This window comes from Taibaiella lutea (assembly GCF_008629695.1).
Classification (GTDB): Bacteria; Bacteroidota; Bacteroidia; order Chitinophagales; family Chitinophagaceae; genus Taibaiella; species Taibaiella lutea.
In genome coordinates, this window is the sequence record NZ_VWSH01000001.1 from 1,077,132 (window position 1) to 1,103,489 (window position 26,358).

Genomic DNA, 26,358 nt, shown 5'->3' on the forward strand with positions numbered 1-26,358 from the left:
ATATAATATTTGACCTGAAAATCAGTTATTCATTGTAATATCGTGCTTAAAGTAAAGGAAAAATTTGAAAAGGGTTACTAAGTTTCTAACAGGACTATTTGTATTAGCAATTTTATTGGTAAGTAATACGCAGGCATCGGCACAAAAAGCCGACAGCGCTGCTGTTGCACAAAAGAGAATTACTGATAGCATTGCAAAAGCCAATAAACAAAAAGCTGACAGCCTCAGATTTATCCGTAACTATAAAGAAAGCAAACATTATAAGGACAGCGTGGAGTATGCGCGTCAGGCCAGATTTGCAGACCAGGCTGCAGAAAGAAAACGTATTTCGGATTCCATAACTGCAAAGCGTAAATATATTGCCGACAGCACCATGATGGCAAGAAAACGTTATTCCGACAGCATTAAAAATTACAACGATTCCGTTAAGCTTGCAAGAGCCAGAATAATGGAGGAGCAAAGAGTACTTCGCCAAAGACGAACAGATAGTCTGGCTGCTGAAAAAAAATACAAGGAAAGTAAACGTTATAAAGACAGCGTAGAAGCTGTAAGAGCAAAACGAAAAGCCGACCTGGTCAAAGTCAGGAAGCATTATACCGATAGTGTTAAAACTGTTCAAAGAAACCGATCTGACAGTGTTTTAGCTGCACGAAAAGTCTATAACGACAGCTTGAAAACCGCCTTAAATGCGGCAAAAGAGATACGTACAAAACAACTTGACAGCTTAAAAGCATACAGGGCTGCGCGGGCCGACAGCCTTTCAAAAGTACGACAGGCAAGGGCCGAGCTCCGAAAGCAGAAATCCATTGAAAAGTCAAAAGAGGCAGAAAAGAAACACAATCTTGCTTTAGAATTAAAGATCAAGAAAAAACAGGCTGCCTACGATAACCAGAAAATGCGTAAAAAGAAATGGACTGTGCCACGACAGATTATCCAGAATACCTTTACGCGATACAATTATTATTTCAATGCCAACAAGAAGATGGAAGAGGCCGAGGACAATATGGTGCGATCGCATGTCAATAATTACGACAGCCTCATAGCTTTGTTCCCTTTTGACCCTGATGTGGATAGCAATAAGTTGAAATCAGACATGGATACCATTATCAGGAAAGCTGCATTGGGTATTCAGATTCATGACCCGAGAGCTAAATGGCAGGATGATTTGTATTTGTTACTGGGACAGGCTTATTATTACAAAGGCGATTATCGCAATGCCGGAGCGGCTTTTAAAACAATCGTTTCTCAGGCCGAAGAAGACAAAAAAGAAGAATTAAAGAAAAAAGGCAATAGTAAAGCCGACAAAAGCAAACCATCAACTTTCAGTGATCCTGAAAAAACAGGGATTGCAGGCGCATTGGAACATAAATCAGCTAAGAATGAAGCCTTGCTCTGGCTGGCAAGGGTTTTGACGCAGAGTGGCAAAGAAGGCCAGGCACAAACAGTGCTGGACTTACTGCGCAATGATGCAAATTTTCCACCAAGGCTAAACGGGAAACTTGCGCTGGAGCAGGCGTTCATTGACCTGTACAGGGACGATTATACCAAAGCCTCTCAATCATTGGCAATTGTAGCGGTAGATAAAGAACAGCCGAATTGGCTGCGCCTGAGAGCTGCGTTCCTGAATGCACAGATTCAGCAAAGTCAATTGAACTATGCTGAATCCAACAAATATTACAATATTGCATTGGGCTTGAATTCCACATTGGAAATGGAATTTTATGCCAAAAAGAATATTGCGGTTAACAATATTAATAATGGTTCGGGAACCTATACAGCCGACAACCTTTTGGAAAAAATGTCGAAAGACACTAAGTTCAAACCTTATTACGACCAGATATATTTTGCAATGGGTAAAGCTGCTTTGAAGAATAAACAAAGCGATGCGGCTCTCGGATATTTCGAAAAAAGCGTTCAGGAAAGCAAAAGCAATAAAAAGCAAAAGGGTCTTTCTTTTGCAGCTTTGGGTGATGAATACTATGTAAGAAGCAATTACTCGAGTGCAAAATTTGCTTATGACAGCGCTGCAATGTTCCTCACTCCGGCAGAAGATCCTGTTTATAGCATTGCCCAGAAAAGAGCTCAGGCACTTGATTTGGTTGCTTATCCCGGCAATGTGGTTAAAACACAGGACAGCTTGCTGCGAATGTCTTATCTCACCGAAAAAGAACAAAGAAGAATCATCCATGATTATGTAAAAGATCTGGAAAAGAGAATGCGTGACAGTCTTTATCTGGCACAAAATCAGCCAAATAATGTTATCGCTCCACCTCCGGGAATGAGTGGACAAAAAACAGTAACCTGGTATTTTGCCAACCCTAATCTTATGAGACAAGGGGAAAATGACTTTAAACAGAAATGGGGCAACAGAACACTGAAAGATAACTGGAGAATCAGCAGCAGCAATGTTTTCGTTATTGACAATACCAGCGACAACGCAAATGGAGAAGAGGAACAGAATGATTTGAATTTACCGAATGAAGACACGCTGTATGCCGCTATTCCCCATAGCCAGAAAGAAATTGACTTAGCCAATTCACAACTTTCGCAAGGCTATTTCGATTTAGGGAAAGCCTATTATACCAATCTTGAAGATTACGAAAAAGCCGTAGGCACCTTCGATACTTTGGATAAGCGCTATCCTGATCACAAAAACATGGCTGAAGAAATCTATATCCGCTATATCATCAGCATGCGTCAGAATAGTCCGACAAAAGCTGCGGCATATAATAAAGAATTACAACAAAAATTCCCTGATTCAGACTGGGGAAGATTACTCAGCGGGCAAAGCCAGGAAAGCGAATCCAATCCTTTCCCTAACGTCACTAATACCAATCAGCAAACCATCTCAAATTTCTATGACGAGACTTACGGTTTATTGATGCAAAGACAATACAATGAAGTACTGACAAGGATAAAAGATGCCGATGAGAATTACAAAAACCAGGGAAATTTCAGGAAGAAATTCACTTTAATGAAAGCCGTTGCAATAGCAGGAAACGGAAATTATCCGGAAGCTGATACCATGCTGAAACAATTTATTTCATCTAATCCGAATGATAGTCTTGTAAGTTGGGCCAATACGATTTTGGCTTACATGAAACAGCATCCTGATTTAAGCAATGCGCCAAAAATTATACCCAAAGATTCTACAGGTAGTGTGAACCAGGCATCACAATCACCGGACTCGACGGGTAATGCAAATGCATTGGTTTATCAATACAATCCGGCAACAGAACATTATGTAATTATTGCAGCCCCTTCAAGCGCCAAGTTCTCGGGTTTGCGTTCCGGCCTCTCGGATTATAATTTGATGAAAGCCTCAAGAGAAAGTATTTCGGTTACGGTTTCAACGTTGGATGCAAGCCGCAGCCTGATTGTATGTAAGTCATTTACCAATGCGTCGGAAGCAAAAAAATACATTAATGAAATCAAATCTGTCAATGTGCTTTTCCGGGAATTTTCGCCCAATGAATACGACATCATGGTTATTTCAGCAGATAATTTTCCCAAGCTTTTTATCAAGAAAGATTACGGCGTTTATAAAGCTTTTTATCTTAAAAACTACAGACAGTAATTTATCTTAATCATTCATTTTTATTAATTACTCATGAATAAAATGTCCTGCATGGCTGACCATGCAGGATTTTTTATTAACTTGACCTCGTTCAAAATTATTACATGGAAACAAAACGCTATCTGGAACTCAAAGAGCAATACGCAGAGGCAACAAGCGAAAAAGAAAAAATTGATATCCTGACCGATATGACCCTTGAAATAAGGAATACGGATGCAGAGAGAGCTATGATGCTGGCAGAAGAAATTATTGAAAGGTCTGAAGCTATTGGTTATCTGCTTGGCATTGGCAATGGCCTCAATCATAAAGGTGCAAGCTATTGGCTCATGGGCGAATATGAAAGCGGGTTGGATGAATTGACGGAAGCCTTCATTGTTGCGCAGGAAATCAAGAACAAAACGCTTGAGGCCAAAGTGCTTAATAATTTCGGACGCATCTATCGTAACCTCGGCGATCTGGACAGCGCTTTACGGGATTTTGAATCGGCTTTGGACATCAATGAAAAGCTGGGAAACGAACTGAATCTGACTATTAACCTCACCAATATTTCCAGCCTTTATTATGATCTTGGCGATTATGACACGGCTTTGGAATATGCATTAAAATGTCAGCCTATTTTTGAAAAATATAATGACAACAGCAGGCTGGTAGGCATATACAATACATTAGGCGATATTTATTTCAAGAAAAACTTCTTTGACGAAGCGCTTTCTTATTTTAAAAAAAATCAGGAATTAACAGAAGAACATACACAAGGCCGTTCGCTTTCCGATAGCGGCATGGGCAAAGTTTATTATCGTCTGAATGATTATGAAAATGCCAAAAAATACCTTGAAAAGGCCTTGTCGCAGGCAGAAGGGCTGGATAACCCGGAAGCTGAAATTGTTGCTTCTTTCTATATTGGAAGATTATATGTTTACCAGGGCGAACTGGACAGGGCATTACGCTATCTGGAACATGCTTATGAACTTGCAAAAGGCTCCTTGCGCCGGCATGATTTGATGAGCATTCACGAATATCTTTCTGACCTGTACGACAAGATGGGCAATATTCCCAGGGCGTATGAACATCTCAAAGCTTTTGAAAAACTAAAAGAAGAAATATTTCAGCAGGCTACACTAAACAAACTACGCAACCTTCAGATTAAGAACCAGATTGAAGTTGCGAAAAAAGAAAAAGAGGTAGCAGAAAAAACAGCAGCACTCAAGCAACAGTTCATGGCTAATATGAGCCATGAAATAAGAACGCCTATGAACGCAATTGTAGGTATTACAAGACTTCTGTTGGATAAAGATCCTAAGCCCGAACAACAAAAGTACCTCAACGTCATTCGTCAATCTGCAGATAATTTGTTAGTGATTATTAATGACATATTGGATCTTTCAAAGATTGAAGCAGGAAAAATCGTTATTGAACAAATTGATTTTTCATTAAATGATTTAATATTCAGCGTTAAAGAAATAATGGCTTTAAAAGCAGAGCAGAAAGGCCTTTCGCTGAAAGTGGAAGTGGACAAGCAAATACCCGACCGCCTGATTGGCGATCCAAACCGCATTAACCAGATATTCCTGAATCTGATTGGTAATGCTATTAAGTTTACTGATCACGGCTCGGTGGTTCTTAAATGCAACATCCAATCGCAGGATACAGAAAAAATAATGCTCAAATTTAAAGTAAGCGACACAGGTATCGGTATTTCAGAAGAATATGTCGGCAAAATCTTTGAAAGCTTTACGCAGGCAGGAACAGATACAGCCAGAAAATTTGGAGGAACGGGCCTTGGGCTTACTATTTCAAAGCAATTGGTTGACCTGATGGAAGGTGAAATTTCTGTAGAAAGCAAAGAAGGCGAAGGCACTACATTTATGGTTCTTATTCCTCTGACTATTGCCAAAGAACAGAATGTAACACCCAAAACAGATCATATCAACGAGGAAGTGATGGAACAGTTGAAACACATTTCATTATTGTTGGTAGAAGACAATGAATTCAACCGTTTGGTAGCAGAAGACACCTTAATGGAATTATTACCGGAAATAAAAATTGATATTGCTGAGAACGGACAGATAGCTGTAAATAAAGTACGCAATAATGATTATGATTTAGTGCTGATGGATATTCAGATGCCTATTATGAATGGCGTAGATGCAACAAGAACGATAAGAACAAGCTTACCAAAAGAAAAAAGGAATATCGGCATTATTGCCATGACGGCCAATGTGTTGCAGGAAGACGTACAACAATATCTGAATGCAGGCATGAATGCATTTGTCAGCAAGCCTTTCCAGACCGAAGACTTATTATTGAAAATGGCAATGGTGCTGGAAGGCAATCCGTCAGACGTTAAACACAAAGAAGAAGATGTTTCAAAAGGAATCGGCAATTTGCAAACCTTGCCGGAACGTGTGACAGACATGGCTTTCCTGAATCAATTTACCGGCGGAAACCCTGAAAAGAAACGAAAATATGTCGGTATGTTTTTAGACAATGCTCCAAAGCTTCTGGAAAAAATAAAATCGGGCATGGCTACATTTGATTATGAAACTGTTAAAGTTGCAGCGCATTCCATGAAGCCACAATTGTCTTACATGGGTGTAAAAGAAGAGACAAGCAATATATTTCTGATTGAGCAAACGGCCGGCCAGAGCGCACATCGTGAAAATCTGCCTCAGTTGATAACACAACTTGAAAGACTTTGCAATAAGGCTTTTGAAGAGCTTCATGAAGTAATAGACTAAGTACCTTTGACAAATCGAAAACTATTATTATCTTTCGCAATAAAAATTTAAAAAGAACAACATATGGCAAATGATAGCAAGCGTTATCTGTTTTTAGTAGATGACGAACCCATTCAAAACGAGATGTTGAAAGATTACCTCAACGAACGGTTTCTGTATGAAATAAAAGTATTTGATAATGGTGAAGATGCTATGCAAAGCATGCACTTAAACCCTGAAATCGTGGTTTTGGATTATCATTTAAGTTCGCAACACAAAGATGCCAAAAATGGTGTTGAAATTTTAAAGGCAATGAAGGACAAACATCCTGAAACGCAGATTATCGTGCTTTCCGGTCAGGACAAAATTGACGTTGCCGTTGATACTATGAAATATGGCGCTTATGACTATGTAGTAAAAGGCGAAAGTGCGTTCTCCCGTATTGAGAATTTAATCAATAACGCGAGCGAACTACATAAGATGAAAGTGATAAATAAAGGACAAAAAAATACCATTACATTACTTTCTACTGTAATAGGCTTGATTATTTTAGCTGCAGTTTATTTTTTGGTGATAAAGCCGAGAATGTAATCAAACTAAATATTGACTGCTGATAAAGCGGGCATGTTCAAAAGAATATGCCCGCTTTTTTTGTAAAAGGAGGAAGTTTAACTCAATAGAGCAAATAAAAAATCCTTATGAAATAAGGATTCATAAGGATTGAATGTAGTTCCACCAGGATTCGAACCTAGACAAACAGAACCAAAAACTGTTGTGCTACCATTACACCATGGAACTATCACCGTTTGGGGATGCAAATGTAATAACCATTTATTTTATTTTCAAAAATTACAAAGATTTTTTCTGAGGAAACTGATTGAAATTCACGAAAATACTGTTCTTCGCCAAAAACAAAAAACCTGAAAGTGTTATCTTTCAAGCTAAAGTATCTCTTGCTTCCTGACAGTTGATATTGTTTAAATTCAATTTGCGTGGAGAAATCCTAATAAACAATCAATCTTCCCTCCGTCATTTCTTCCATGGCGTACCTTAGCCCCTCGCGGCCTAAACCGGAATCTTTTATGCCGCCGTATGGCATATGGTCTATCCTAAAACCGGGAATGTTATTCATGATTACGCCTCCAACCTCTAATTCTTCTGTTGCCAACTTGTAATTTTTGAATGAATTGGTAAATACCCCTGCTTGTAATCCATATTTAGAATCATTGGTCATTTTTATAGCTCCCTCAAAACTTTTTACACTTTCTAATACGGCAACAGGCCCAAAAACTTCTTCACTTACCACTTTCATTGTGCCATTGGTATTGGTGATTAAAGTAGGTTCGTACAAATTATGTTTGTCGCTTTTTATCATCCCGCCCAACAATATTTTTGCACCTTTATCTTTTGCTTCTTTTACCCAATCGTTGATTCTGTTTAAATGGCCTTTATCAATTACCGGCCCCACCAACACCTCACTTTCTTGTGCATTGCCTACTTTTAATTTCTTTATGGATTGAATGAACGCAGATTGAAAACGCTCAAATACATTTTCGTGGACAAAAATCCGCTGGGTGGAAATACAGATTTGCCCTGCATACAAATAAGCGCCTTTTGCAATGGTATCGGTAATGCTTTCCACATCCACATCTTCATCAACAATTACCGAGGCATTGCCGCCCAGTTCCAACGTCACTTTTTTCTTTCCGCTAATGCTTTTTAAGTACCAACCTACTTTGTCGCTTCCTGTAAAAGATAATTTTGCTACCCGATTATCTTTCACCAGTTTTTCGGCTACAGGTATATCACAAACCAATACATTTATAACTCCTGCCGGATATCCAACTTCTTCCATCAAGCCTGCAAATGCCAAACAAGTTAAGGGCGCTTGTGGAGCTGGTTTAATAACAGTAGTACAGCCAACCGCCAAAGCAGGAGCCACTTTGTGCATCACTAAGTTCAATGGAAAATTAAAAGGTGTGATACATGCCACTACGCCAACAGGAAAACGTTTGGTAAAAGCAGTTTTGCCCTCACCACTTCCCCAATCCATAGGCACCACCTCGCCTTTAAAACGGGTTGCTTCCTCTATCGCTAACCTTAAGGTAGTCAGACTTCTATCTACTTCATTAATGGCATACGAGCGTGGTTTTCCTCCCTCATTGATAATCAAATTAATAAACTCTTCTTTTCGCTCCACGAGTTTATTATACAAGCTACTCATCATTGTTGCCCGTTTGCCTGCAGACCATTTTTTTGTAACCTCGAAAGCCTCCAAAGCAGCAACAATGGCATCTTCCATTTGATTTTCAGTGGCTTGAGGCACTTTAGCCATTTCTGTTCCTTGGTATTTATCCAATACGATTTGGAATTTTCCTGTACCTGCCGTTTCCCATTTTCCGGCTACAAAATTAGCGGATTGATATTTTTTCATTGAATTTATTAGTTTATTGAATCACTTTTCTTCTTAAAACCGGATTTATCATTCGAACATTTTTCTGTTTTGATAGGATAATTTGTTACATGTGCATTTCTGAGCAGCTTGTTCATTCTACCTCCGTATAATTCTCAATAATATCTTTCCTTGCCGGTGTCCAACAAGTGATGATTTCACCGGTTGGCGTGAGGCATTCCAGATTGTGCGGAAGATTGGTATGTACGTGCACAGATTCTCCTGCCGTTAAAATGGTTTTCTCGCTTCCATTGGTGGCTTCAAATTTTCCGGAAAGTACCGTATTGGTTTCTTGGTTGGTGTGATGATGCGTACCGCTAAAGCCTTTACCTGTAAACCATAAGCGGGCAATCATCATTTCCTCTGTGTAAGAAATTACCTGAAGCGTCACATCGTCGTTTAGTTTATATTTTTTGTATTGCTTCTTCATTTTTATTAAATTTTATGCCATTTTTTTCACTACATTCAGAAATTCATCTTGGTTAGAAATGACAATAATGGATTTTATTTTTCCATCCGCAGCAACTTCAATATGCAATGCTTCTCTTATTTCAAAGTCTTTTTGTGTGGGCTGATAAACCTTGTCTTTATAGTTAAAAATACCATCGTGTTTGCCGTGCATGGTATAGCCGATTGATGAACGGTTGGCCTCCACAACACTTCTGTCAACTTGATAGGTAATATTGGAAAATGAAGCGACACGGCTTTTTATTGCTCCCATAAATGCATCAGCACCGTTAATCATTTTTCCGTTCCAGTTTACTTTTACATCACCGGCCAAAAGCTTTTTAAAGCCCTCCCAATTGCGAAAATTGAAATGCCTTATATACCAATCAGTCGTTTTCGCCGTAACTTCTTTTGGCACAGACTCATCAATGGGATAAAGCGTTACTTGCTGATGTTCTTCAACGGTTTCTTCGCCTTTTATTTGTGCTACCAATTTGTCCAATTGTGTAATGGTGAGTAAGTCTTTCATTAATCCGTTTTCGTCCATCACAAAAAATTCGGCGCTCATCGCTTCCACTTTATTTCCGGTTGGTGCTAAATCGCCATATTTGCCTTTTTGTTCGCCTTGTAACAAATAATGAACAGCAGCAACGTTGTCTTCAACAATAACAATGCGGTCCTTGAGGCGCATTCCGGGAAATGGCCCGTCGTAACGCTTGATGCGGGTTACGAAATTGTCCCGCCCCACCAATATGGCATTGTTGGAGTTGACATAAATATCTTCAGTTACCAACAAACCGTTTTTATCAAAGTCGCCCGCACTGAAGTTTATGTGGAATGCCGCACCATTTTCCCTGACTAAATTGGTGTAATCTGATGTTGTGTTTTGTGTTTCCATTACTACTTCTTTTTTTCTTTTGACTGATTGCAGGATATTAAACCTATTGCGGCAACCATCACTATTAATGTTGATTTCATTTTATTTTGTTTAAAGATTTACTTTCAACCAATGATTTCATTTGGGTTATGGCCACTTTGTTGAGTTGAATAAGCCTGTCGCCTTGCGATAAACCTTGTGCGATAAGCAATGCGTTTATACTTTCCATATTACTTAATACTACCAGTTGTTCCAGTGTTGCAGAGTCTCTTAAGTTTCCTTTTTTATCAATATTGTTTTCTCTCCATTCTTTTGCCGTAACGCCAAAAAGTGCAACATTTAGTAAGTCGGCCTCGCTGACATAAACAAAGCTTGCTTGTTGTTTGGTAATTTCTTTCGGAATGAGGTTTTCTTTTATAGCGTCTGTATGAATTTGATAGTTTACTTTGGCCAATGTTCTTTGCAGGTTCCATTCTAATTTCAGACGCTCGTTCTCTTCGTTTTTTAAACGTTGAAATTCCTTAACTAATAGGAGTTGAAATCTAGGACTAATCCACATCCCAAAATGAAAGGCAATATCCTTATGGGCATAAGTTCCACCGTATCTTCCTGCTTTTGCAGTAATACCGACGGCATTTGTGGCTTCAATCCAATTTTTAACGGATAGCACAAAATTATTGCTGCCTGCCATATTTTTAATTGTACCGAATTCGGTATAATTAAAATCGGGATTGTATAGAGCCTCCCATTCTCCAATATATTCGATGGTGCTTTTAAGTGTGAGCCATTTTATGATTATGACTTCCTGCATTTGGCTTTTAGCCATGTCTGTAAGCGAAATATAATCATCTTTATTTTTCGAAATGACGCTTATATCTTTACCCTGGACGCTAATCTTTGTATTTTTCTCCATTGTTATACCCGTTTAATGATACAATATAAAAAATCCACTTCAGCTACTATCTTAATTACCTCGAATTGAGGGCAATTAAAATCAAAACAGGCTCTTTTAAACCCATCGAATTCGATGGGTTTAAAAATATTTACCCCTTACCAAAATCCCTCTTGTTTAAATTGTTGATATTCACATGCACCCGTTCTTCCTTAAAATTGTCAAAACTTTGCTTTATACTTTTATAAGGCCAGAAATAGGTGGCTGACAATTCTTCAATATCGTACTGAACACCATATAAGGTGGCAAAATTTTTGTATAAATCTTTGTTGTACAGGGGTGCATAGAGGAACTTGCTTTGCATCTGTTCCCTTGAAATACCGGGAACGGCAATCATTTCATCTAAAAATTGCTTCCGTTCTCTTGTCAGGGTCATTTCTTCATAAGCCGACCATTCCATTTTTTGCTGGTGGTTAGTAGCCACTTTTTCAAAATCTACAAAGGGCGTTTTCCCCGGAAAGAGGTACACTGTTCTATATTCGCCTTGCTTATCTATAATGGTAATGTTATAGCTCATGTGCGAGGGAATCTTCAATAAGCAAGCTACGGCATCGGCAGTGCTGGTGCAGGTTTCTAAAATATAGCGCATAATTAAAGGTATGCCAAAGCCATCGCCACTTATGGTCTTTCCGCCAAAGGTTAATGAAATTGCCAATCCATCACCGTTAATGCCATCTAACAAGCCCCAATTACAATCAGAAGTTCCCATTACGGGCTTTAGCCAGTTGGTACAGAATACGTTGCCCTCAAACCATTTCGGGTTATAATCGTAATTGCGGATAAGCGAAAACGGAGGTTTATTCCAGGCTACTTGCGTACAGCCGCTCATAAATGCCGGTGGATTGTACATGCTCAAATAACGGGCAACCAAATCTCCGCCTCCCGCCAAACGCACCACTTCTTCATAAATAGGCAATAATTCAGGCATGTATTTTTCTAATTGCCCAACTGAGGTCAAATATCCGGGACGTGCCAATAAATTATCCTGTAAGTACCAGTTTTTATAATATGGCCATGATTTATGGAAACATTTCTGCCACTTCTCTCCTACTTTATCTTCTTTTACACATTGAAGTGAAACAAGCATATTTTACATCATTTTAAAACCACCTGTTTCCATTAATTCGGCTTCTACCAATTGTTTCTGTTGCACGCCCGGCTCTATCGAGGTGTATTTTCCTTTCATGGGGTCAATCCACATTTTGGCCCTGTCTTTCAGCTCAAAATCATCCGTCATCAACCGGCCCCTAAGTACCAATATACCCATGTCGGCACCCTCGTACAAGTAATCGCCTTTTCTTGTTATCCGTAAAAAGAATGCTTCATCTTCATTTTCGATGGCACGCCTGTGCGTATCCATACGGTCATAAACAAATGCTCCGTTGTCGGCCAATCGCCAGATACCTGATTTGGGTGCTTCTGTAACCAGTTTAATGTCATCTTCGGTGTACTTAATCACCAGTTGGCACCAATCATCAATATTCTCTTTTTTTGCCCATCTTGCATTAATGGCATTCACGTTAATTTTGTAGGGCTGGTCCATCCATTCCAGTAAGTGGAACATAAACAAAGGCATATCGGCCAATGCAAAAACGGCATGGTTGGTAATAGAGCTGGCTCCCGTAATCCTTGGGTTCAACTCGCCCAAATAAATTTCATCGTTATCCTGGTCTATTAAAAAATCCAATTCAAAGTAGCCTTTATAGCCCTCTTTAATCAACTGGTCGCCAAACAATCGGGTATATTTCCTTGCCTTATCGCGAATAGGTTTTGTAAAAGCATCGGCATATATTTCGTTGCCGCACCAACCGCCTTTATACGGCGTTAATTCTTTAAAGCCTACCAATTCGGTCATTAAGGGTGCAACAATTGTTCCGTGTTGCGTAACGCAGGCTTCGATAGCTGCGCCTCTGCAATTAATGCGTTTCATTACTTTCACTTCGGCCTCGCCCTCTATTTCATCAGCATATTTTTTATAGCTTGTTTCATCGTTTATAAAAAAGGTGGTGTGGCCCGAATCGCCGAAAGGCAATTGAATTACTAAGTCGTTGCCAAGCGTTTTTGCTTTTTTTGTCAAATCTGCATACGAAGAAATTTTTGTCAGCACATACGGTACGCAAGGCACTCCGGCCTTTTCGGCAATGCGGTTGGTGTTCACCTTGTTGTCCATAAAGTTTCGCATTTTGGCCGATGGGAAACATACTTCCAGATTGTTCTTTTTGGCTAATGCTTCGGTGCGTTCATCAAACATCAGGAATAATGCTTTGCCGCCATCGCCCCTGCTTTTAATATAATCTACTACTTCTTTGTGCTCTAAAAGATAATTATTGATGTCTTCAATGCTGGTAAATTCTTCATGTGCCAACTCTTCCTGCGGCGAAAAAACATTTGGATGGTCGCCGTCAAAACATTCTATATAGCAGATAAATTTAAATTTCCGCACCCACTCATCGGCGCCCAAAAGATTGAAGTTGGTGGCGCTGATAAAATAAATTGGTTTTTCGTTCCGGTAAAAGAACCTGCGGATTTCGGGCAGTCCCTGTAAAACTTCTTTTTTCTCGGTTTTTGCAACCGGTTTTGTAATTGTTTTTGTATTGGATTTGTTTGCTATCATATTTGTGTTTTGTGAGTAATTAATATATTGTAGTATTGTTTTATTGTTGAAAAGGCGCTAAACATCAAGCCCGTGCCCTTTACCCTACACTTTTCTGCTTTGGTAAACATCTATATCTTCCGACTTTCCGACCTCGGACTCCAGACTTCTTTTGGCCTATCTTCCATTCATAGCACTCGCCCCCATCATAGCGGTTGCGGTTTTCTTTCTGTTAAGGGCATGTTGGGTAAATATCCTAAGTCCAAGTTCGTCCCTGTATCCATGAATTTCTTTTACATCGAGGTTGATAAAGAATTCGAGGATTTCGTGGCTTAATACCTGCCCGGGAACGAGTATTGGAAAACCGGGTGGATACGGAATTACAAAGGATGCTGAAACGATTTCCCTGCCGCTTTCCAAAGCTGCTTTACAATCTTCTCTTCTGATAAATTCGCATTTTGTTTCATCGTAAGATAAAAAGTACGCCTCGCGGATATTGCCGCCCGGAACACCGGGAACGGCCTGAAACGAGCTGTGGAAGTGGCTGAAATCGGGTAACGGGGGGAAATCTTCCGTTAATGATTTGATGTTTTTTTCAACAATTTTCAGCTCCACCCCGCTCATGGCCTCTCTTTGCTTTTCTAACTGGTCGGTTATCTTCAACAATACGCTAATAAGATAAGCTACAGAACTTCTGGTGGTGCCTATATTGGTCATAAACAATACCGAGTTTCTGGATGTTTTATTGATTTGAATACCGAATTGGTCCATCAGGAACTTGTTCTTAAAAGTATCGCCATCCACCCCGGTGCGCCCGATGTACAGGTTAATCTTTGTAGGGTCTAACACAAACTCGTCGTTTGCCCATGCTTCTTCCATACGCGTCCAGCCATCTTTAGGATTGAAATATTCTATAATGCCCGATTTCCGGTATTCTTCGGGAATGTTGTTTTCTACGGTAAGCACATCAAAAAACTTTTTCAGCCGCGGATGGGTCACTATCTTTGAACGCAGCACCATGGCCATTTCAATGCTTTTCTCTACCATTTCATACCCCTCAAACATCACTTGTCTCCGTCCTGCATCCAACGATGCCAGAATTTGGTACGATGGCGATGTGGAGGTGTGGGTTTTGTAGGCTTCGTGAAAGGAATCTTCTACTTTGCGCTTAAAGAGCTCATCATAAATATGTATCATGGAGCCCTGCCGCAGGGAGCTTAATGTTTTGTGTGTGGATTGGGTAGCGTAAACCCTTATTTTTACTAAATCGGGGTCGGGCATCGGTACCGGGTTTTCAGATTTTTTATTTGCCTCAAATTCTTCCCGATATGCTTGGCTCCTGTATTTTTGTTGCAGCATCCTGGCCGAGAACATTGCGGTGCGTTGTTTGTAAATGGGCGTAAAACCGGCAAAGGCAAACCATGCTTCGTCCCAAAGAAAAATCATGTCGGGCTTTATTGCCAGCACCTCGTGCATTACTTTCTGAACGTTGTAAACAATTCCATCGAATGTACAATTGGTAAGCAAAAGCATTTTTACATTATCCAATCGTCTGGCACTCTTCAATTTCAGCAATCGGTGCTTTATCTCCTCCAATGGAACCGCCCCGTACATGCTGTATTTTTCTACCGGGTAAGAATCCAGATAAACGGGCAGAGCGCCTGAAAGTACCATGCCATAATGGTGCGATTTATGGCAATCGCGGTCAATCAAAACCACATCGTCGGGACGTACCAATGCCTGGAGCACAATTTTATTGGCTGTTGATGTACCGTTGGTTACAAAAAAAGTACTCATTGAGCCATATGCTTTTGAAGCAAGCTCTTGTGCTTTTTTTAATGGCCCGGTGGGCTGCAACAGGGAATCTAACCCACCTGTAGTGGCCGATGTTTCTGCCAGAAAAATATTCTTGCCATAGAAATTGCCGAAATCTTCGAGCCATGATGACCTGAAGATTGAGTTTCCCCTCGAAATGGGCATGGCATGGAAAACGCCTGTAGGTTTTTTACTGTAATCTACCAAAGCCGAAAAGAAAGGGGTTTTGTACCGTTCTTTTATGGCATGCAATACACTCAAATGAATTTCCTGTAAATCTTCGGTACGATAAAATACACGATTGAAACAATTTAAAGTGCTGTCGCTTAGCTGCGATACCGAAATATCGGAGATGTAAAACAAGTCGATTTCAGGGCGCAATAATTTAATGATTTTCCCCAGGTTCAGCCCCAGGTCAAGGTTATCTGCTTCGCCTAACTTTATACTGTCCAGGCCTACAATAAACGACTGTATGGAAGTTAAATCAAGCGGTGATTTTTTATGGATGCCGGAGCGGATGATGGCTGTTTGAATGTTTGGATTAAACAACAGGGCGATGAGTGCATCTTCTAAATTGGAAAGGAAAATTACATCGTATGTAAACTGTTCATTATCGTTTTTCAGTTGCTCAAATTTCTCCCGCACTTTTGCCCGTTCATCATCGCCGAGGTCATCTACAACGATAACCTCAAAGTAGTTTTGCTTTTTGGGCCTGTGCAGTTTACCGTCGCCCAGCATTTTTTTTCTTTTCTCGTCAATTTCTGTAGCGCCCCTGTTTGTGCGGTAACTTTCGCTGATGAGTGAGCGGACTACTTCTGAAATGGAATTTGTAAAGGCTGCATATTGGCCTTTTTTATACATTTCTTCTAATGATTGAATGTATTTTACACCGGGATAGGCAAAATAATGCTCAATGGTTTTTAAGGCGGTAAAAGAACTTGATATGCGCCCCGAAAATGCGGCCGATGCTGATAGCTCAAAATTATTCTTGGAAAAATGATTGGCCATCAATTTCAGGTTATTCCATGAATCGCTGCGATATTGTGCGATATTAAAATAGTCTTTGGCTTTAAATTTTTTGTTATAGGTTACGTCTTCTATCATTAATTAGTTTTTAGAATGAAGTGCCATTTTATTTCCCTCGCTGTCTATAAAGAGGGCGAAGTAACCGGCAGTTTCATTGATTATTTGTTTGGGCATTAGAATTCTTCCTCCTGCGGCCTCAATTCTGTTTAACACAAGGTCTAAATCGTCGCCGCCGTTCAAGTAAATCAGCAGCCCCTTGTCGCTTGGAATAGCACCCTCTCCGAAAATGATGGCGCCGCTTATTTCGTGGTGGCCGGGAAAAAAGGCCATGGAATAGCCATTCATGAAATTGGTTTCCATATTTATCTGATAGATGTAATTGTAAAAGCCTACTGCTCTTTCAAAGTTCAGTGCCGGTATTTCAAACCAACTGATAAAGCTTCCGTTTATTTGTACTTCTTGTACTTCGTTTACCGGTGGACGCTTTGGTGGTGATTTCATATGTTAATTTTTATTTTTTTTATAATCATAAAGCATTGAAATGTCAATTTCAAATTATTTTAAACACAAATAGATTATTTAACACGCTGTAACGTGTATTTTAATGTAATAGCTAAAACGCTGAATTGAATTATTTCAATGATTGCATATTAATTAATGCAATTTTGGGTAGGAATCTTTCGGAAGATACGATTTTTTTTCGTAAAAATCGCATAAATTATCAAAAAGGATGGTTTTGTAGCCTAATTCATAGCTAAAAAAGATAAGGTGCTTATCTTTTTAAAGTAAGCACCTAATGAAAATCTAAAGAGTTATGGAGTATGTACCTTTTTATTAAATGTTACTGACGGGATACTGGTCGGTAAGTGCCTTTTCTATTTCTTTCATTCTCGTTGGTTTCGCCAAAGGCCCCAGTTTGTCCAGTTCCGGATAAATCGCTCCCTTTTCATAAATATCGAAAGCTACTTGCCTGTCCCTGAAACTTTTAAGCGGCTGCCCCAATCGTAACAAACCATCTTCACGGCTTTTTTTCACCCTTTCCAAATCAATTTCTATCGGAATTAATTCCGGTCCGGTGCTTGCTTTATACAAAACCCTGCCATCCGGCCCGCAAACAATAGAACGGCCTGTTCCGCCCTCGGCCAATCCGTTAATATCAAAAACGTAGCACTGATTGGTAGCTGCAGTTGCCTGAACCAATGCCAGTTCGATATCTCTATCAATTGTGCCGGTTAATGTAGGGTGAATAATAACCTCTACGCCATTAACGGCCATAGTTCGGGAGGTTTCAGGAAACCACATGTCGTAGCAAATGGAAATGCCAAACTTGCCTATTTCCGGAACATCCCACATTAAAAATTGGTTTCCTCCTGTAACCCCTACCTCATACGGATAGAAAGGGAACATCTTTTCGTATCTCCCAACAATTTCCCCCAAGGGATTAATCACTATCGCCGTATTAAATATTTGTCCGTCCCGCTTGTAAAACATACTTCCGGGAACAAGCCAAATGCCGTACCGCTTTGCTATTTCCTGAAATTCCGCTTCATCGTTATTGGGAAAATCCTGAGCATAATATGTCAAAGGACCATATGCGCTAAGCTCGCTAAATACTACCATTTGTACCCATGGATAAACAGAGCACATTACGTCGATTTTGTGTTTCATTAACGGAATGTTTCTCTGGTTAGCCGATACATGCATTTGGATGCCTCCTATTGAAAATGGTTTCATTCTTTTTGTTTAAATTTTAATTTTGTTTGAATCTGCCTACGCAGATAATTTCTCTAATTCGCCGGCAATAATATCCAAGCCTTTATTTAACAGCTCTTCAGAAATCACTAAAGGCACCAATATCCTGAGAACATTTTTATGAACGCCTGCAGCAATAACAATAAGTCCACGTTCGGCGCAAGCTTTAATCAATTTGTTGCATAAGTCATAATCCGGTTGTTGAGGGTCGCTGTTTTTTACAAATTCCATAGCAATCATGGCACCCAATCCCCTTACTTCTCCAATTGCTGCGTGTTTGGCTTTTAATATTTCGAACCGGTTTCGGACAATCTCGCCTACTTTTTTCGCCTTGTCATTCAGGTTAATGTCTTCCATATACTTAATGGTAGCCAACGATGCAGCACAGGCCAATGGATTGCCGATATAAGTTCCGCCAATAGTTCCGGCCCCTGCCGAATCCATTATTTCCTGTTTGCCTACTACCGCTCCGATGGGCAATCCGGAGCCCATAGATTTGGCCCATGTAGAAATATCGGGCTGAACATCAAAGTGTGCAGATGCACCCCATGCGGCAGTTCTTCCGAAGCCTGTTTGCACTTCATCAAATATCAATACTATGCCGTATTTGTCACAAACCTCACGCAGTCCTTTTATATAGCTTTTAGGCGCTACGGTAAAGCCGCCCTCGCCTTGCACCAATTCAATGATTATTGCCGCAACATCCTGATGCCGGACATGTGTTTCAAAGTATTCCTCCAGCTTGTTTAATTCGTTTATAACAAAAGCTTCTTGTGTTTTGCCTGCCCCGTTTTTGTAAAAATCCGGATAATCGACCCGATATACTTCAGGTGCAAAAGGGCCGCAACCAGCGCCATACGATGTTCTGGAAGTCAATGTCATGGCCATTAAAGTGCGGCCATGAAAAGCGCCGGAATAGCAGATTACGGCATTTCGTCCGGTAGCCTGCTTGGCAATTTTAATGGCATTTTCTACTGCTTCCGCACCCGTATTTACCAACATGGTTTTGGCTTTTCCGCCATGAGGAAAAAGACTGTTCAGCTTTTCGCACAAAGCAATGTAGGGTTCATAAGTCACAACATTAAAGCTGGTATGGATATATTTTTGCGCCTGGTCTATAATGGCATCAATTACAGGTTGCGGGCAATGGCCAGCATTAATTACGCCAATTCCGCCCGTAAAATCGATGAGTTCATTCCCATCCACATCAATTATTGTTGCATCTTTTGCCAATTGCACCGTCGCAGTATTAAAAACCCCGACCCCATTAGCTACAGCATCTTTTCTGCGAGCCAAAAGCGCTTCGCTTTTTGATTTATTCATAATGTGAAAATAATTAGCAATATTAAACTTAGGTGACATTTACAGCCCTTTTCCTGAATGTTTTAAGTCCATTTCCGATAAGCGAAAAATTCTCTTTATGGAAAAAAGAATTCAAACATTAGTTTAGAAGATTCATAATAAACCTGCAGTATTGAAAGCTTAATATGGAAGGTGATTAGTTTTCAACCGGAATTATATTACGGATGAAAGTTACAGGAGGCAGCTTGAGTTAACTAAAGCTTTCACGTTTGTGAAAGTCCGTCAATAAATCGGGATATTAAATTAACCTTCTTATTGGGCGCAAAACGAAGATAAGCATATTTAGCTGAAAAACAATAAGGTATAAGAGCAGATTTAACAATATTTGGCTTTCATCAAAGTTATACTATGCTTTAATATCAATAATTCCATTTGCTTAAGAGTCAGAAAAGGAATTAATTTAATTGTAGAAATAGTTTGCTGTATTTAAAGATGCAAGCTACAATCTGAGACAAGATTTTGAAAAATAAGCGAGGTATTCTTCGTTTATTTTGGGCCTCTATATATAATTATTTGAGGGAAAGGTTGAATCGGGATTACCTTATTGAGTTAAAAAATGTACCATCAAAACAAAAAAGAAAAAGTCCGTCTTAAGACGGACTTTTTCTTTTTTGTAGTTCCACCAGGATTCGAACCTAGACAAACAGAACCAAAAACTGTTGTGCTACCATTACACCATGGAACTTCCTTTTCCCTTTGGGGTGGCGAAGGTAGGAAACCTTTTCTTTTCAGCAAAAATATTTAGCCAAAAAAATCAGATTTATTTTAGCTCCATACAAATCTGTACATTACAAACAGTAAGAAAAACAATACCATACTTATCAATATCCCTCTTACGGCCAGGTATTGCTTCTTATTCAGAAAGTAATAAAAGGGTACCAGGTTTGCAATCATAGAAAGCGATAATACTTTGGATGCTTTGTTCATCTCATAAGCATTATTAAAGCTTACAAACGAATGCAGGTAATCGCCGAAGGTCCCTGATGTGGACCATAAAAAATATAACACTACAATGCCCAAAATAGGGAAAGCAATGCCTATAAGTAAACCGAGCGCCGCTACATCGGTACCGGACTTACCTTTTTTAGGCCTGCCGTAATTTGGAATCTGAACCGGATCATTTGCCATTATTTCCTTGAAATTAATTTTTTGATTTTATAATTATTTTTTACGCTTCATTGCGGTTTCAATCTCTTCAACCGTAATCGGAATGCCTTTAAACAAATCTTTGCTGCCCGTCTTTGTAAGCCAGTAATTGTTCTCAATACGGATTCCCATTTGTTCTTCTTCTATATAAATACCAGGCTCAATGGTAAATAACATACCTTCTTTAACAGGCGTATTTCTGCTGCCCAGATCATGCACATCTAATCCTAAATGGTGACCGATACCATGATAGAAATATTTGCGGTAAGCCGGATTTGCAGGGTCCTGGTTCTTCACATCAGATTTTGATATTAAACCTATCGACATCAACTGCTTTTCCATTTCCTTGTTTACCAGGTCAATGTATTCGGCATAATTAATAGACGGTTTCAGAATAGATTTACAAAAATTGTGCACATTCAAACAAGCGTTGTAAACTTCTTTCTGGCGTTTTGTAAATTTACCGTTCACTGGAACTGTTCTTGTCAAATCGGCGCAATAATTCCCATACTCTGCTCCAAAGTCCATTAACAGTAAATCGCCGTCTTTACATTCACGATTATTGTCCACATAATGCAAAGTTCTTGCACTGTCGCCGCTTGCTATGATATTGCCATAAGCATTTCTTGTTGCCCTGTTACGCAAAAATTCATGCATGATCTCCGCTTCAACTTCATACTCCATCACGCCCGGCTTTATAAACTGACAAACTCTTGCAAAAGCTTTATGGGTGATATCAACAGCAATCTGCGTAACCTCAACTTCTTCTTTTGTTTTGATGGCACGCACTTCTTTCATTATCCTGGCTGCACGCTCATAATGGTGCAACGGAAATTGTTTCATAAAATCATGAACAAACAGCAAATCTGTACGCAATACTTCTCCCCTGCGGTCATTTTCATTCGTATCAAGATAAACAGAATCTGCATGATGCATCCAAAGTTGAATCTGTGCATCAATGCTATCCACATATTGCACATTCTGAATGCCACTAATTGCGGTAGCTTCCTCTTTACGCAATAAGTGGCCATTCCATTTTTCCATCATCTCATCCGGACGCTGGATCACCAAAATTTCCCTTGAATTTTTATCCGCATTATCAGGATATAAAATCACCATTGTCTTCTCCTGCGTAACGCCTGAAAGCCATGTTATATTTGAATTAGCTTTGTACAAATAAACAGCATCGCCGTTTTCAGCCACAACGGGATTAGCAGCAAAAATCGCAATGGCATTCGGTTTCATTTGTTTTACAAACCGTTCCCTGTTTTGCTTATATAACTTTGAATCTATTGCTAAATATTTCATTTTATTTTCTTTTTGAAAAATGCAAAGCAAAGTAAAGAAAAATTTAAGGGAATAATCAGCCTGTTGGCGATATCACCCTTTTAAGGTTAAAAATAATCACTGCAATCCTCGTTTATAAAATAACTTTGCAACATGGCCGGCATTTACCTTCACATACCTTTTTGCAAACAAGCTTGTAATTATTGCAATTTTCATTTCTCCACTTCTTTACGTTTGAAGAATGAATTACTCGAGGCATTGAAAGCAGAAATAGTCTTGCAAAAACACTATCTGGATGGTCAGACTATTGAAACCGTTTACTTTGGCGGCGGCACTCCTTCTTTATTAAGTTCAGAAGAGATTATGGAGATTTGGGATGTTATTGAATCCTCTTTTCCCAATCAGGATTTAAAAGAAATTACATTGGAAGCTAATCCTGATGATCTTAATAAAGATTATCTGAAAGCACTGAAATATACGCCCATCAACCGTTTGAGCATAGGTATCCAATCTTTTCATGATAAGGACCTGCAATACATGAATCGGGCGCATAATGCCGGAGAAGCGGAATATGCCGTAAAAGCCGCTCAGGATGCAGGCCTCGATAACATCAGCATTGATTTGATTTACGGAACGCCTACCATGACTGATAAAGAATGGCTGCAGAATATACAAACAGCTCTGGGCTTAAATGTCACCCATATTTCTTCTTATGCATTAACGGTTGAGCCTAAAACAGCATTAGCGCATGCCATTGAAAAAGGAAAAACAAAAGAACCGGATAACAGCCAAACAGCTTACCAATTTGAACAATTGATGCAAAGCCTTACAACAGCAGGCTTCGAGCATTATGAAATTTCAAATTTTGCATTGCCGGGCAAATACGCCATTCATAATACCAATTACTGGAAGGGCAAACATTATTTAGGCTTAGGCCCTTCTGCGCACTCCTATAATAATAAAAGCCGCCAATGGAATGTGGCCAACAATGCCGCCTATATAAAAAGTATTCTGGCTGAGCGGAAGATACCTTTTGAAATAGAACAGCTTTCTTTTGAAAACCGGTTCAATGAATATGTCATGATTTCATTAAGAACGATGTGGGGAGCGGATTTGAATTATATGACCTCCCATTTCGGAACCGATGTAACGGAGGAATTCCTGAATAACTGCAAGGAGTTTATAGAAGAAGGGAAAATGGAAATAAAAGGCCAAAACGTTGTACTTACTCCGAAAGGGAAATTATTGGCTGACGGCATTGCTTCCGAATTGTTTATCTAAAACAAAAAAAATGGGCCGAATCAGATTCAGCCCATTTTCTTCGCAATAATTAATCTTAAAACAAATCACATTCTTCCACGGTGTGAATGCCATCTCTGTCATATTCCCCTGAATCTCCCTGACATTTACTTTCAGCACCGCTTTTAGTATCTTTTATTTTATATTCCCTTACTTCTCCTTCCGGCAATCCGGGTGCGCCAGTGTAAGTAAATTTACATTGGCAGGTATATTCTCTTGTACATGATGTTGCAAAAAGCAATACCATAGCCGAAAGTGCAAATAAGAAAGAAGTAAATCGTTTTTTCATTTTTAATTATTTTTCAGATAAGTTTTCCAAAGATATAGAACGAAGTTTGAAATTCCAATCAAAATAATAGAAATGCCAATCTAATTTTCTCCGGCCTGCAAATCTTTCTTTGTTTCAATAATAGCAGGCTTTCTCCACTTTTCAACCGTTTTTGCAACCCACCAAAACGAAACGGCTAGAATAGCAAAGAATAAACCTTTATTGGTTCTATCCCAGAAATATTCGAAATAACGGGTGTATATATTGACAAGCAAAAACACAAGACCCAAATCTCTCAACATAGCATCTTTTTTCCTGAAACCATATAAAGCCACTGCAATTACCAGCAAAGAATAACTAACCGCCCAATACCAGAAATAGCCCTGACGTGTTTGCGACCATGTTTCAATATTATTGCTGTTACCCAAAACAGAAAGCGTCCAGGAAGCAGTAAGGAAATAAAGCCAGGCCGCTCCCCTGCTGATGCTTCTGAAAGGTCTAAGCAGTTTAATCTGCCTGATAAGCAATACGGAAAGCAGCAAAAGAAAACCAAATACCGTATATCGTAACGGATAATTCATTCCAAGAAAATAATCGGCTCCGTGACTCCAGAAATAAGTCTGGGCGCCCCACCAACCAATAAGCCCAATCATAACCGTAATCCAAAGCAAGCCTGACTTCAAATAAACAGCGACACACGCATAAGCAATAATTGCCAGTAAGAGTATGATGGCATAATTACCGTTCTGATAACCCAGGCCACGACCTGTATAAGCAAAGGCAATGGCAATACTCATTACAATTGTAATGTTAAATGCTTCATTGGCTGTTTCTAAATGCGGCGCTTTAAGATGTCGTTTCCTGCTTATATACACCAGAAAAATGCTTACTGCAAAAAACAAAACACCTACAATCCATTCGGAAATACCATATTTCCTGCGCATTAATTCAATCCATTTCTCATCCATTATCAAAGCACCGAAGGCCAACAGGCCACATGATACGGATGCTACAATGGCAAAGGTTATCAGCACATTTTTATTGTTATCAACCAATTCAATGCTTTCTTTCATTTTAATACTCGTCGCCTCATCCACAATGCCTTCATTAAGCCAGTGCTTCACAGCTTTGTTGATTACTTCTTCTTCCTGGGGTTCAAATTTCATATTCAAAAGTTAGGGTTTCACCAATTCAAACAATCGCCAAAGTTCTTTTATTTTTTCATGCGTTTCTATAAAATTGTACTTTTACGCTTCCAACAATTATACAAAAAATCAAACAATGAGCGTACTGATAGCTACTTACGAAAATAACATTGCTTACCTGACACTGAACAGACCTGAAAAGTTTAATAGCTTCAACAAAGAAATGGCTATTGCATTGCAGCAAGAGCTGGACAAATGCATGAATGACGATGATGTGCGTGCTATTTATTTAACAGGAAGCGGCAAAGCATTTTGTGCAGGACAGGATTTGGCAGAAGCTGTGGATCCTGATGGACCTGAATTGCAATCTATCGTACATGATCATTACAATCCGATTATTGAAAGATTAAGAAGAATTGAGAAGCCTGTAATTGCAGCCGTAAACGGCGTTGCAGCCGGTGCCGGTGCTAACATAGCTTTAGCTTGCGACATCGTTGTAGCAAAGGAGAGCGCAAGCTTTATCCAGGCTTTCAGTAAAATCGGCCTGATTCCCGATAGCGGCGGTACTTTCTTTTTGCCAAGGTTAATAGGCTTTCAGAAAGCTTCGGCATTGATGATGCTGGGCGATAAAGTGTCTGCTGCGGAAGCTTCTCAAATGGGCATGATTTACAAATACTTTTCCGACGATGCTTTTGAAGCGGAAAGCAAAAAGATAGCGGAAACGTTAGCAAAGCTACCCACAAAAGCTTTAGGCTATACTAAAGTGGCGTTGAACCAAAGTTTGCATAATAACCTCACTCAGCAATTGCAGATTGAAGAAGATTATCAGACGCTTTCCGGAAAAACAGCTGATTTTAATGAAGGTATTGCGGCATTCCTGGAGAAACGTCCTGCAGTTTTTAAAGGGAAATAGAATGAAATAAGCCAGAATGTATAATTATTAGACATTTTGGCTATAACTAATAAGTCAAAATGCATAATTATTATACATTTTAACTATAATGAATAAGCCTGAATGTATGATTATCAGGCATTTTGGCTATAGTAAATTGCTTCAGCATAGTAATAAGATTGACAACTTTTTAAAAGTTGTCAATCTATAAAAGAAAGGTTCCGCTTGTAAGATTGTCAAATCTTACAAAAAGATATTAATCCGTTATTTAACACCATAATAATATCTGGTCTGCTTCAGCTTTATATTCTTATTGTCAACCGATACAAGATATAATTCCCTGAACACACCATCGCCTTCATCAAAGCCCAGAATACATTCGTATTTCTTTTCGCCTTTTTTCAAGACAGGTTTCAGTATGGTTCCTCTGTTTAGCTTCGGCAAATCGATGGTTGTTTCATTTTTATTGGCGCCATATTCCAGTTTAAGGTCAAAATGCCCTATATCACTGATTTCAGTTGCAATCACAATTACTTTAAAGAAAGCATTGTTCAGTTTATCTTCGGGAATGGCTTCTTTGCATTCATCAACTACAACACCTGCAGCGGGCGGATTCCACAGCTGAAGTTTGCTTGCAGATGAAGGCTGTTCCTTAGTTGTTTCGTTTGTGCTATTCACACAACTTGCCGCCGGGAACACTAAAAAAAACAATAAATAAATCCGATTCATGATAACTAAGTGGTTATTGTGC

At 39.4% G+C, this 26,358-nt stretch carries 20 protein-coding genes and 2 tRNA genes; 5 read left to right on the plus strand and 17 right to left on the minus strand.

The genetic code is table 11. The annotated features are described in order from the left end of the window. Positions 1-64: 64 nt before the first annotated feature. From porW to F0919_RS04655, 3 genes are all read left to right on the plus strand, one after another. Positions 65-3,577: a type IX secretion system periplasmic lipoprotein PorW/SprE gene (porW, locus tag F0919_RS04645; RefSeq protein WP_150031542.1), complete on the plus strand. Its 3,513-nt coding sequence runs from the start codon at positions 65-67 to the stop codon at positions 3,575-3,577. Between the two features lie 104 nt (positions 3,578-3,681). Continuing rightward, positions 3,682-6,315 carry a tetratricopeptide repeat-containing hybrid sensor histidine kinase/response regulator gene (locus F0919_RS04650; RefSeq protein WP_150031543.1) on the plus strand — a complete coding sequence of 878 codons (2,634 nt, stop codon included), beginning with the start codon at positions 3,682-3,684 and terminating at the stop codon, positions 6,313-6,315. Between the two features lie 63 nt (positions 6,316-6,378). Further along, positions 6,379-6,885: a response regulator gene (locus F0919_RS04655; protein ID WP_150031544.1), complete on the plus strand. Its 507-nt coding sequence runs from the start codon at positions 6,379-6,381 to the stop codon at positions 6,883-6,885. Positions 6,886-7,021: 136 nt separating this feature from the next. Here F0919_RS04655 and F0919_RS04660 read toward each other — a convergent pair. The 14 genes from F0919_RS04660 to F0919_RS04725 form a co-directional block, all read right to left on the minus strand. Then, a tRNA-Gln gene (locus F0919_RS04660) sits at positions 7,022-7,092 on the minus strand. Positions 7,093-7,297: 205 nt separating this feature from the next. Next, on the minus strand, positions 7,298-8,728 hold the full coding sequence (locus F0919_RS04665; RefSeq protein ID WP_150031545.1) for an aldehyde dehydrogenase family protein: 1,431 nt from the start codon (positions 8,726-8,728) through the stop codon (positions 7,298-7,300). 112 nt (positions 8,729-8,840) lie between these two features. Next, positions 8,841-9,176 (minus strand): cupin domain-containing protein, encoded by a 336-nt coding sequence (locus F0919_RS04670; RefSeq protein ID WP_150031546.1) that lies wholly within the window; start codon positions 9,174-9,176, stop codon positions 8,841-8,843. A 12-nt stretch (positions 9,177-9,188) separates the two neighbouring features. After that, positions 9,189-10,091 carry a nuclear transport factor 2 family protein gene (locus F0919_RS04675; RefSeq protein ID WP_150031547.1) on the minus strand — a complete coding sequence of 301 codons (903 nt, stop codon included), beginning with the start codon at positions 10,089-10,091 and terminating at the stop codon, positions 9,189-9,191. A gap of 76 nt (positions 10,092-10,167) precedes the next feature. Continuing rightward, positions 10,168-10,983 carry a KilA-N domain-containing protein gene (locus F0919_RS04680; protein WP_150031548.1) on the minus strand — a complete coding sequence of 272 codons (816 nt, stop codon included), beginning with the start codon at positions 10,981-10,983 and terminating at the stop codon, positions 10,168-10,170. A 130-nt stretch (positions 10,984-11,113) separates the two neighbouring features. Continuing rightward, entirely contained in the window at positions 11,114-12,109 is a 996-nt protein-coding gene (locus F0919_RS04685; RefSeq protein ID WP_150031549.1) for a C45 family autoproteolytic acyltransferase/hydolase, read from the minus strand. A gap of 3 nt (positions 12,110-12,112) precedes the next feature. Further along, positions 12,113-13,636 (minus strand): biotin carboxylase, encoded by a 1,524-nt coding sequence (locus F0919_RS04690; RefSeq protein WP_150031550.1) that lies wholly within the window; start codon positions 13,634-13,636, stop codon positions 12,113-12,115. Between the two features lie 156 nt (positions 13,637-13,792). After that, a complete protein-coding gene (locus tag F0919_RS04695; RefSeq protein ID WP_150031551.1) occupies positions 13,793-16,534 on the minus strand; it encodes an aminotransferase class I/II-fold pyridoxal phosphate-dependent enzyme in 2,742 nt (913 codons plus the stop codon). 3 nt (positions 16,535-16,537) lie between these two features. Further along, on the minus strand, positions 16,538-16,957 hold the full coding sequence (locus F0919_RS04700) for a VOC family protein (RefSeq protein WP_216629366.1): 420 nt from the start codon (positions 16,955-16,957) through the stop codon (positions 16,538-16,540). 333 nt (positions 16,958-17,290) lie between these two features. Next, positions 17,291-18,190, minus strand: a complete 900-nt coding sequence (locus tag F0919_RS04705; RefSeq protein WP_150031552.1) for a carbon-nitrogen hydrolase family protein — start codon at positions 18,188-18,190, stop codon at positions 17,291-17,293. 36 nt (positions 18,191-18,226) lie between these two features. Next, entirely contained in the window at positions 18,227-19,531 is a 1,305-nt protein-coding gene (locus tag F0919_RS04710; RefSeq protein WP_150031553.1) for an aspartate aminotransferase family protein, read from the minus strand. Between the two features lie 653 nt (positions 19,532-20,184). Next, a tRNA-Gln gene (locus F0919_RS04715) sits at positions 20,185-20,255 on the minus strand. A gap of 80 nt (positions 20,256-20,335) precedes the next feature. Next, the gene (locus F0919_RS04720) at positions 20,336-20,698 is read right to left on the minus strand and encodes a hypothetical protein (protein ID WP_150031554.1); all 363 of its coding nucleotides are present in this window, start codon (positions 20,696-20,698) and stop codon (positions 20,336-20,338) included. A 33-nt stretch (positions 20,699-20,731) separates the two neighbouring features. After that, positions 20,732-22,024, minus strand: coding sequence for an aminopeptidase P family protein (locus tag F0919_RS04725; protein ID WP_150031555.1), 1,293 nt, complete (start codon positions 22,022-22,024; stop codon positions 20,732-20,734). A 132-nt stretch (positions 22,025-22,156) separates the two neighbouring features. On the opposite strand from F0919_RS04725, the gene hemW reads away from it, so the two are divergent. Continuing rightward, positions 22,157-23,284, plus strand: a complete 1,128-nt coding sequence (gene hemW / locus F0919_RS04730) for a radical SAM family heme chaperone HemW (RefSeq protein ID WP_150031556.1) — start codon at positions 22,157-22,159, stop codon at positions 23,282-23,284. A gap of 55 nt (positions 23,285-23,339) precedes the next feature. Here hemW and F0919_RS04735 read toward each other — a convergent pair whose 3' ends face one another. Continuing rightward, a complete protein-coding gene (locus tag F0919_RS04735; RefSeq protein WP_150031557.1) occupies positions 23,340-23,591 on the minus strand; it encodes a hypothetical protein in 252 nt (83 codons plus the stop codon). Between the two features lie 80 nt (positions 23,592-23,671). Next, positions 23,672-24,736 carry a hypothetical protein gene (locus F0919_RS04740; protein WP_150031558.1) on the minus strand — a complete coding sequence of 355 codons (1,065 nt, stop codon included), beginning with the start codon at positions 24,734-24,736 and terminating at the stop codon, positions 23,672-23,674. 115 nt (positions 24,737-24,851) lie between these two features. Between F0919_RS04740 and F0919_RS04745 the strand changes: the two genes are divergently transcribed. Continuing rightward, positions 24,852-25,628 (plus strand): enoyl-CoA hydratase-related protein, encoded by a 777-nt coding sequence (locus F0919_RS04745; RefSeq protein WP_150031559.1) that lies wholly within the window; start codon positions 24,852-24,854, stop codon positions 25,626-25,628. 243 nt (positions 25,629-25,871) lie between these two features. Here the strand turns inward: F0919_RS04745 and F0919_RS04750 are convergent, their stop codons facing one another. Further along, on the minus strand, positions 25,872-26,336 hold the full coding sequence (locus F0919_RS04750; protein WP_150031560.1) for a hypothetical protein: 465 nt from the start codon (positions 26,334-26,336) through the stop codon (positions 25,872-25,874). Positions 26,337-26,358 lie beyond the last annotated feature (22 nt).

Bases quoted from the DNA above. Each gene is read 5' to 3' on its own strand.
- F0919_RS04650 (WP_150031543.1), top strand. From the start codon at position 3,682: ATGGAAACAAAACGCTATCTGGAACTCAAAGAGCAATACGCAGAGGCA.
- F0919_RS04655 (WP_150031544.1), top strand. From the start codon at position 6,379: ATGGCAAATGATAGCAAGCGTTATCTGTTTTTAGTAGATGACGAACCC.
- F0919_RS04665 (WP_150031545.1), bottom strand. From the start codon at position 8,728: ATGAAAAAATATCAATCCGCTAATTTTGTAGCCGGAAAATGGGAAACG.
- F0919_RS04670 (WP_150031546.1), bottom strand. From the start codon at position 9,176: ATGAAGAAGCAATACAAAAAATATAAACTAAACGACGATGTGACGCTT.
- F0919_RS04675 (WP_150031547.1), bottom strand. From the start codon at position 10,091: ATGGAAACACAAAACACAACATCAGATTACACCAATTTAGTCAGGGAA.
- F0919_RS04680 (WP_150031548.1), bottom strand. From the start codon at position 10,983: ATGGAGAAAAATACAAAGATTAGCGTCCAGGGTAAAGATATAAGCGTC.
- F0919_RS04685 (WP_150031549.1), bottom strand. From the start codon at position 12,109: ATGCTTGTTTCACTTCAATGTGTAAAAGAAGATAAAGTAGGAGAGAAG.
- F0919_RS04690 (WP_150031550.1), bottom strand. From the start codon at position 13,636: ATGATAGCAAACAAATCCAATACAAAAACAATTACAAAACCGGTTGCA.
- F0919_RS04695 (WP_150031551.1), bottom strand. From the start codon at position 16,534: ATGATAGAAGACGTAACCTATAACAAAAAATTTAAAGCCAAAGACTAT.
- F0919_RS04700 (WP_216629366.1), bottom strand. From the start codon at position 16,957: ATGAAATCACCACCAAAGCGTCCACCGGTAAACGAAGTACAAGAAGTA.
- F0919_RS04705 (WP_150031552.1), bottom strand. From the start codon at position 18,190: ATGAAACCATTTTCAATAGGAGGCATCCAAATGCATGTATCGGCTAAC.
- F0919_RS04710 (WP_150031553.1), bottom strand. From the start codon at position 19,531: ATGAATAAATCAAAAAGCGAAGCGCTTTTGGCTCGCAGAAAAGATGCT.
- F0919_RS04720 (WP_150031554.1), bottom strand. From the start codon at position 20,698: ATGGCAAATGATCCGGTTCAGATTCCAAATTACGGCAGGCCTAAAAAA.
- F0919_RS04725 (WP_150031555.1), bottom strand. From the start codon at position 22,024: ATGAAATATTTAGCAATAGATTCAAAGTTATATAAGCAAAACAGGGAA.
- hemW (WP_150031556.1), top strand. From the start codon at position 22,157: ATGGCCGGCATTTACCTTCACATACCTTTTTGCAAACAAGCTTGTAAT.
- F0919_RS04735 (WP_150031557.1), bottom strand. From the start codon at position 23,591: ATGAAAAAACGATTTACTTCTTTCTTATTTGCACTTTCGGCTATGGTA.
- F0919_RS04740 (WP_150031558.1), bottom strand. From the start codon at position 24,736: ATGAAATTTGAACCCCAGGAAGAAGAAGTAATCAACAAAGCTGTGAAG.
- F0919_RS04745 (WP_150031559.1), top strand. From the start codon at position 24,852: ATGAGCGTACTGATAGCTACTTACGAAAATAACATTGCTTACCTGACA.
- F0919_RS04750 (WP_150031560.1), bottom strand. From the start codon at position 26,336: ATGAATCGGATTTATTTATTGTTTTTTTTAGTGTTCCCGGCGGCAAGT.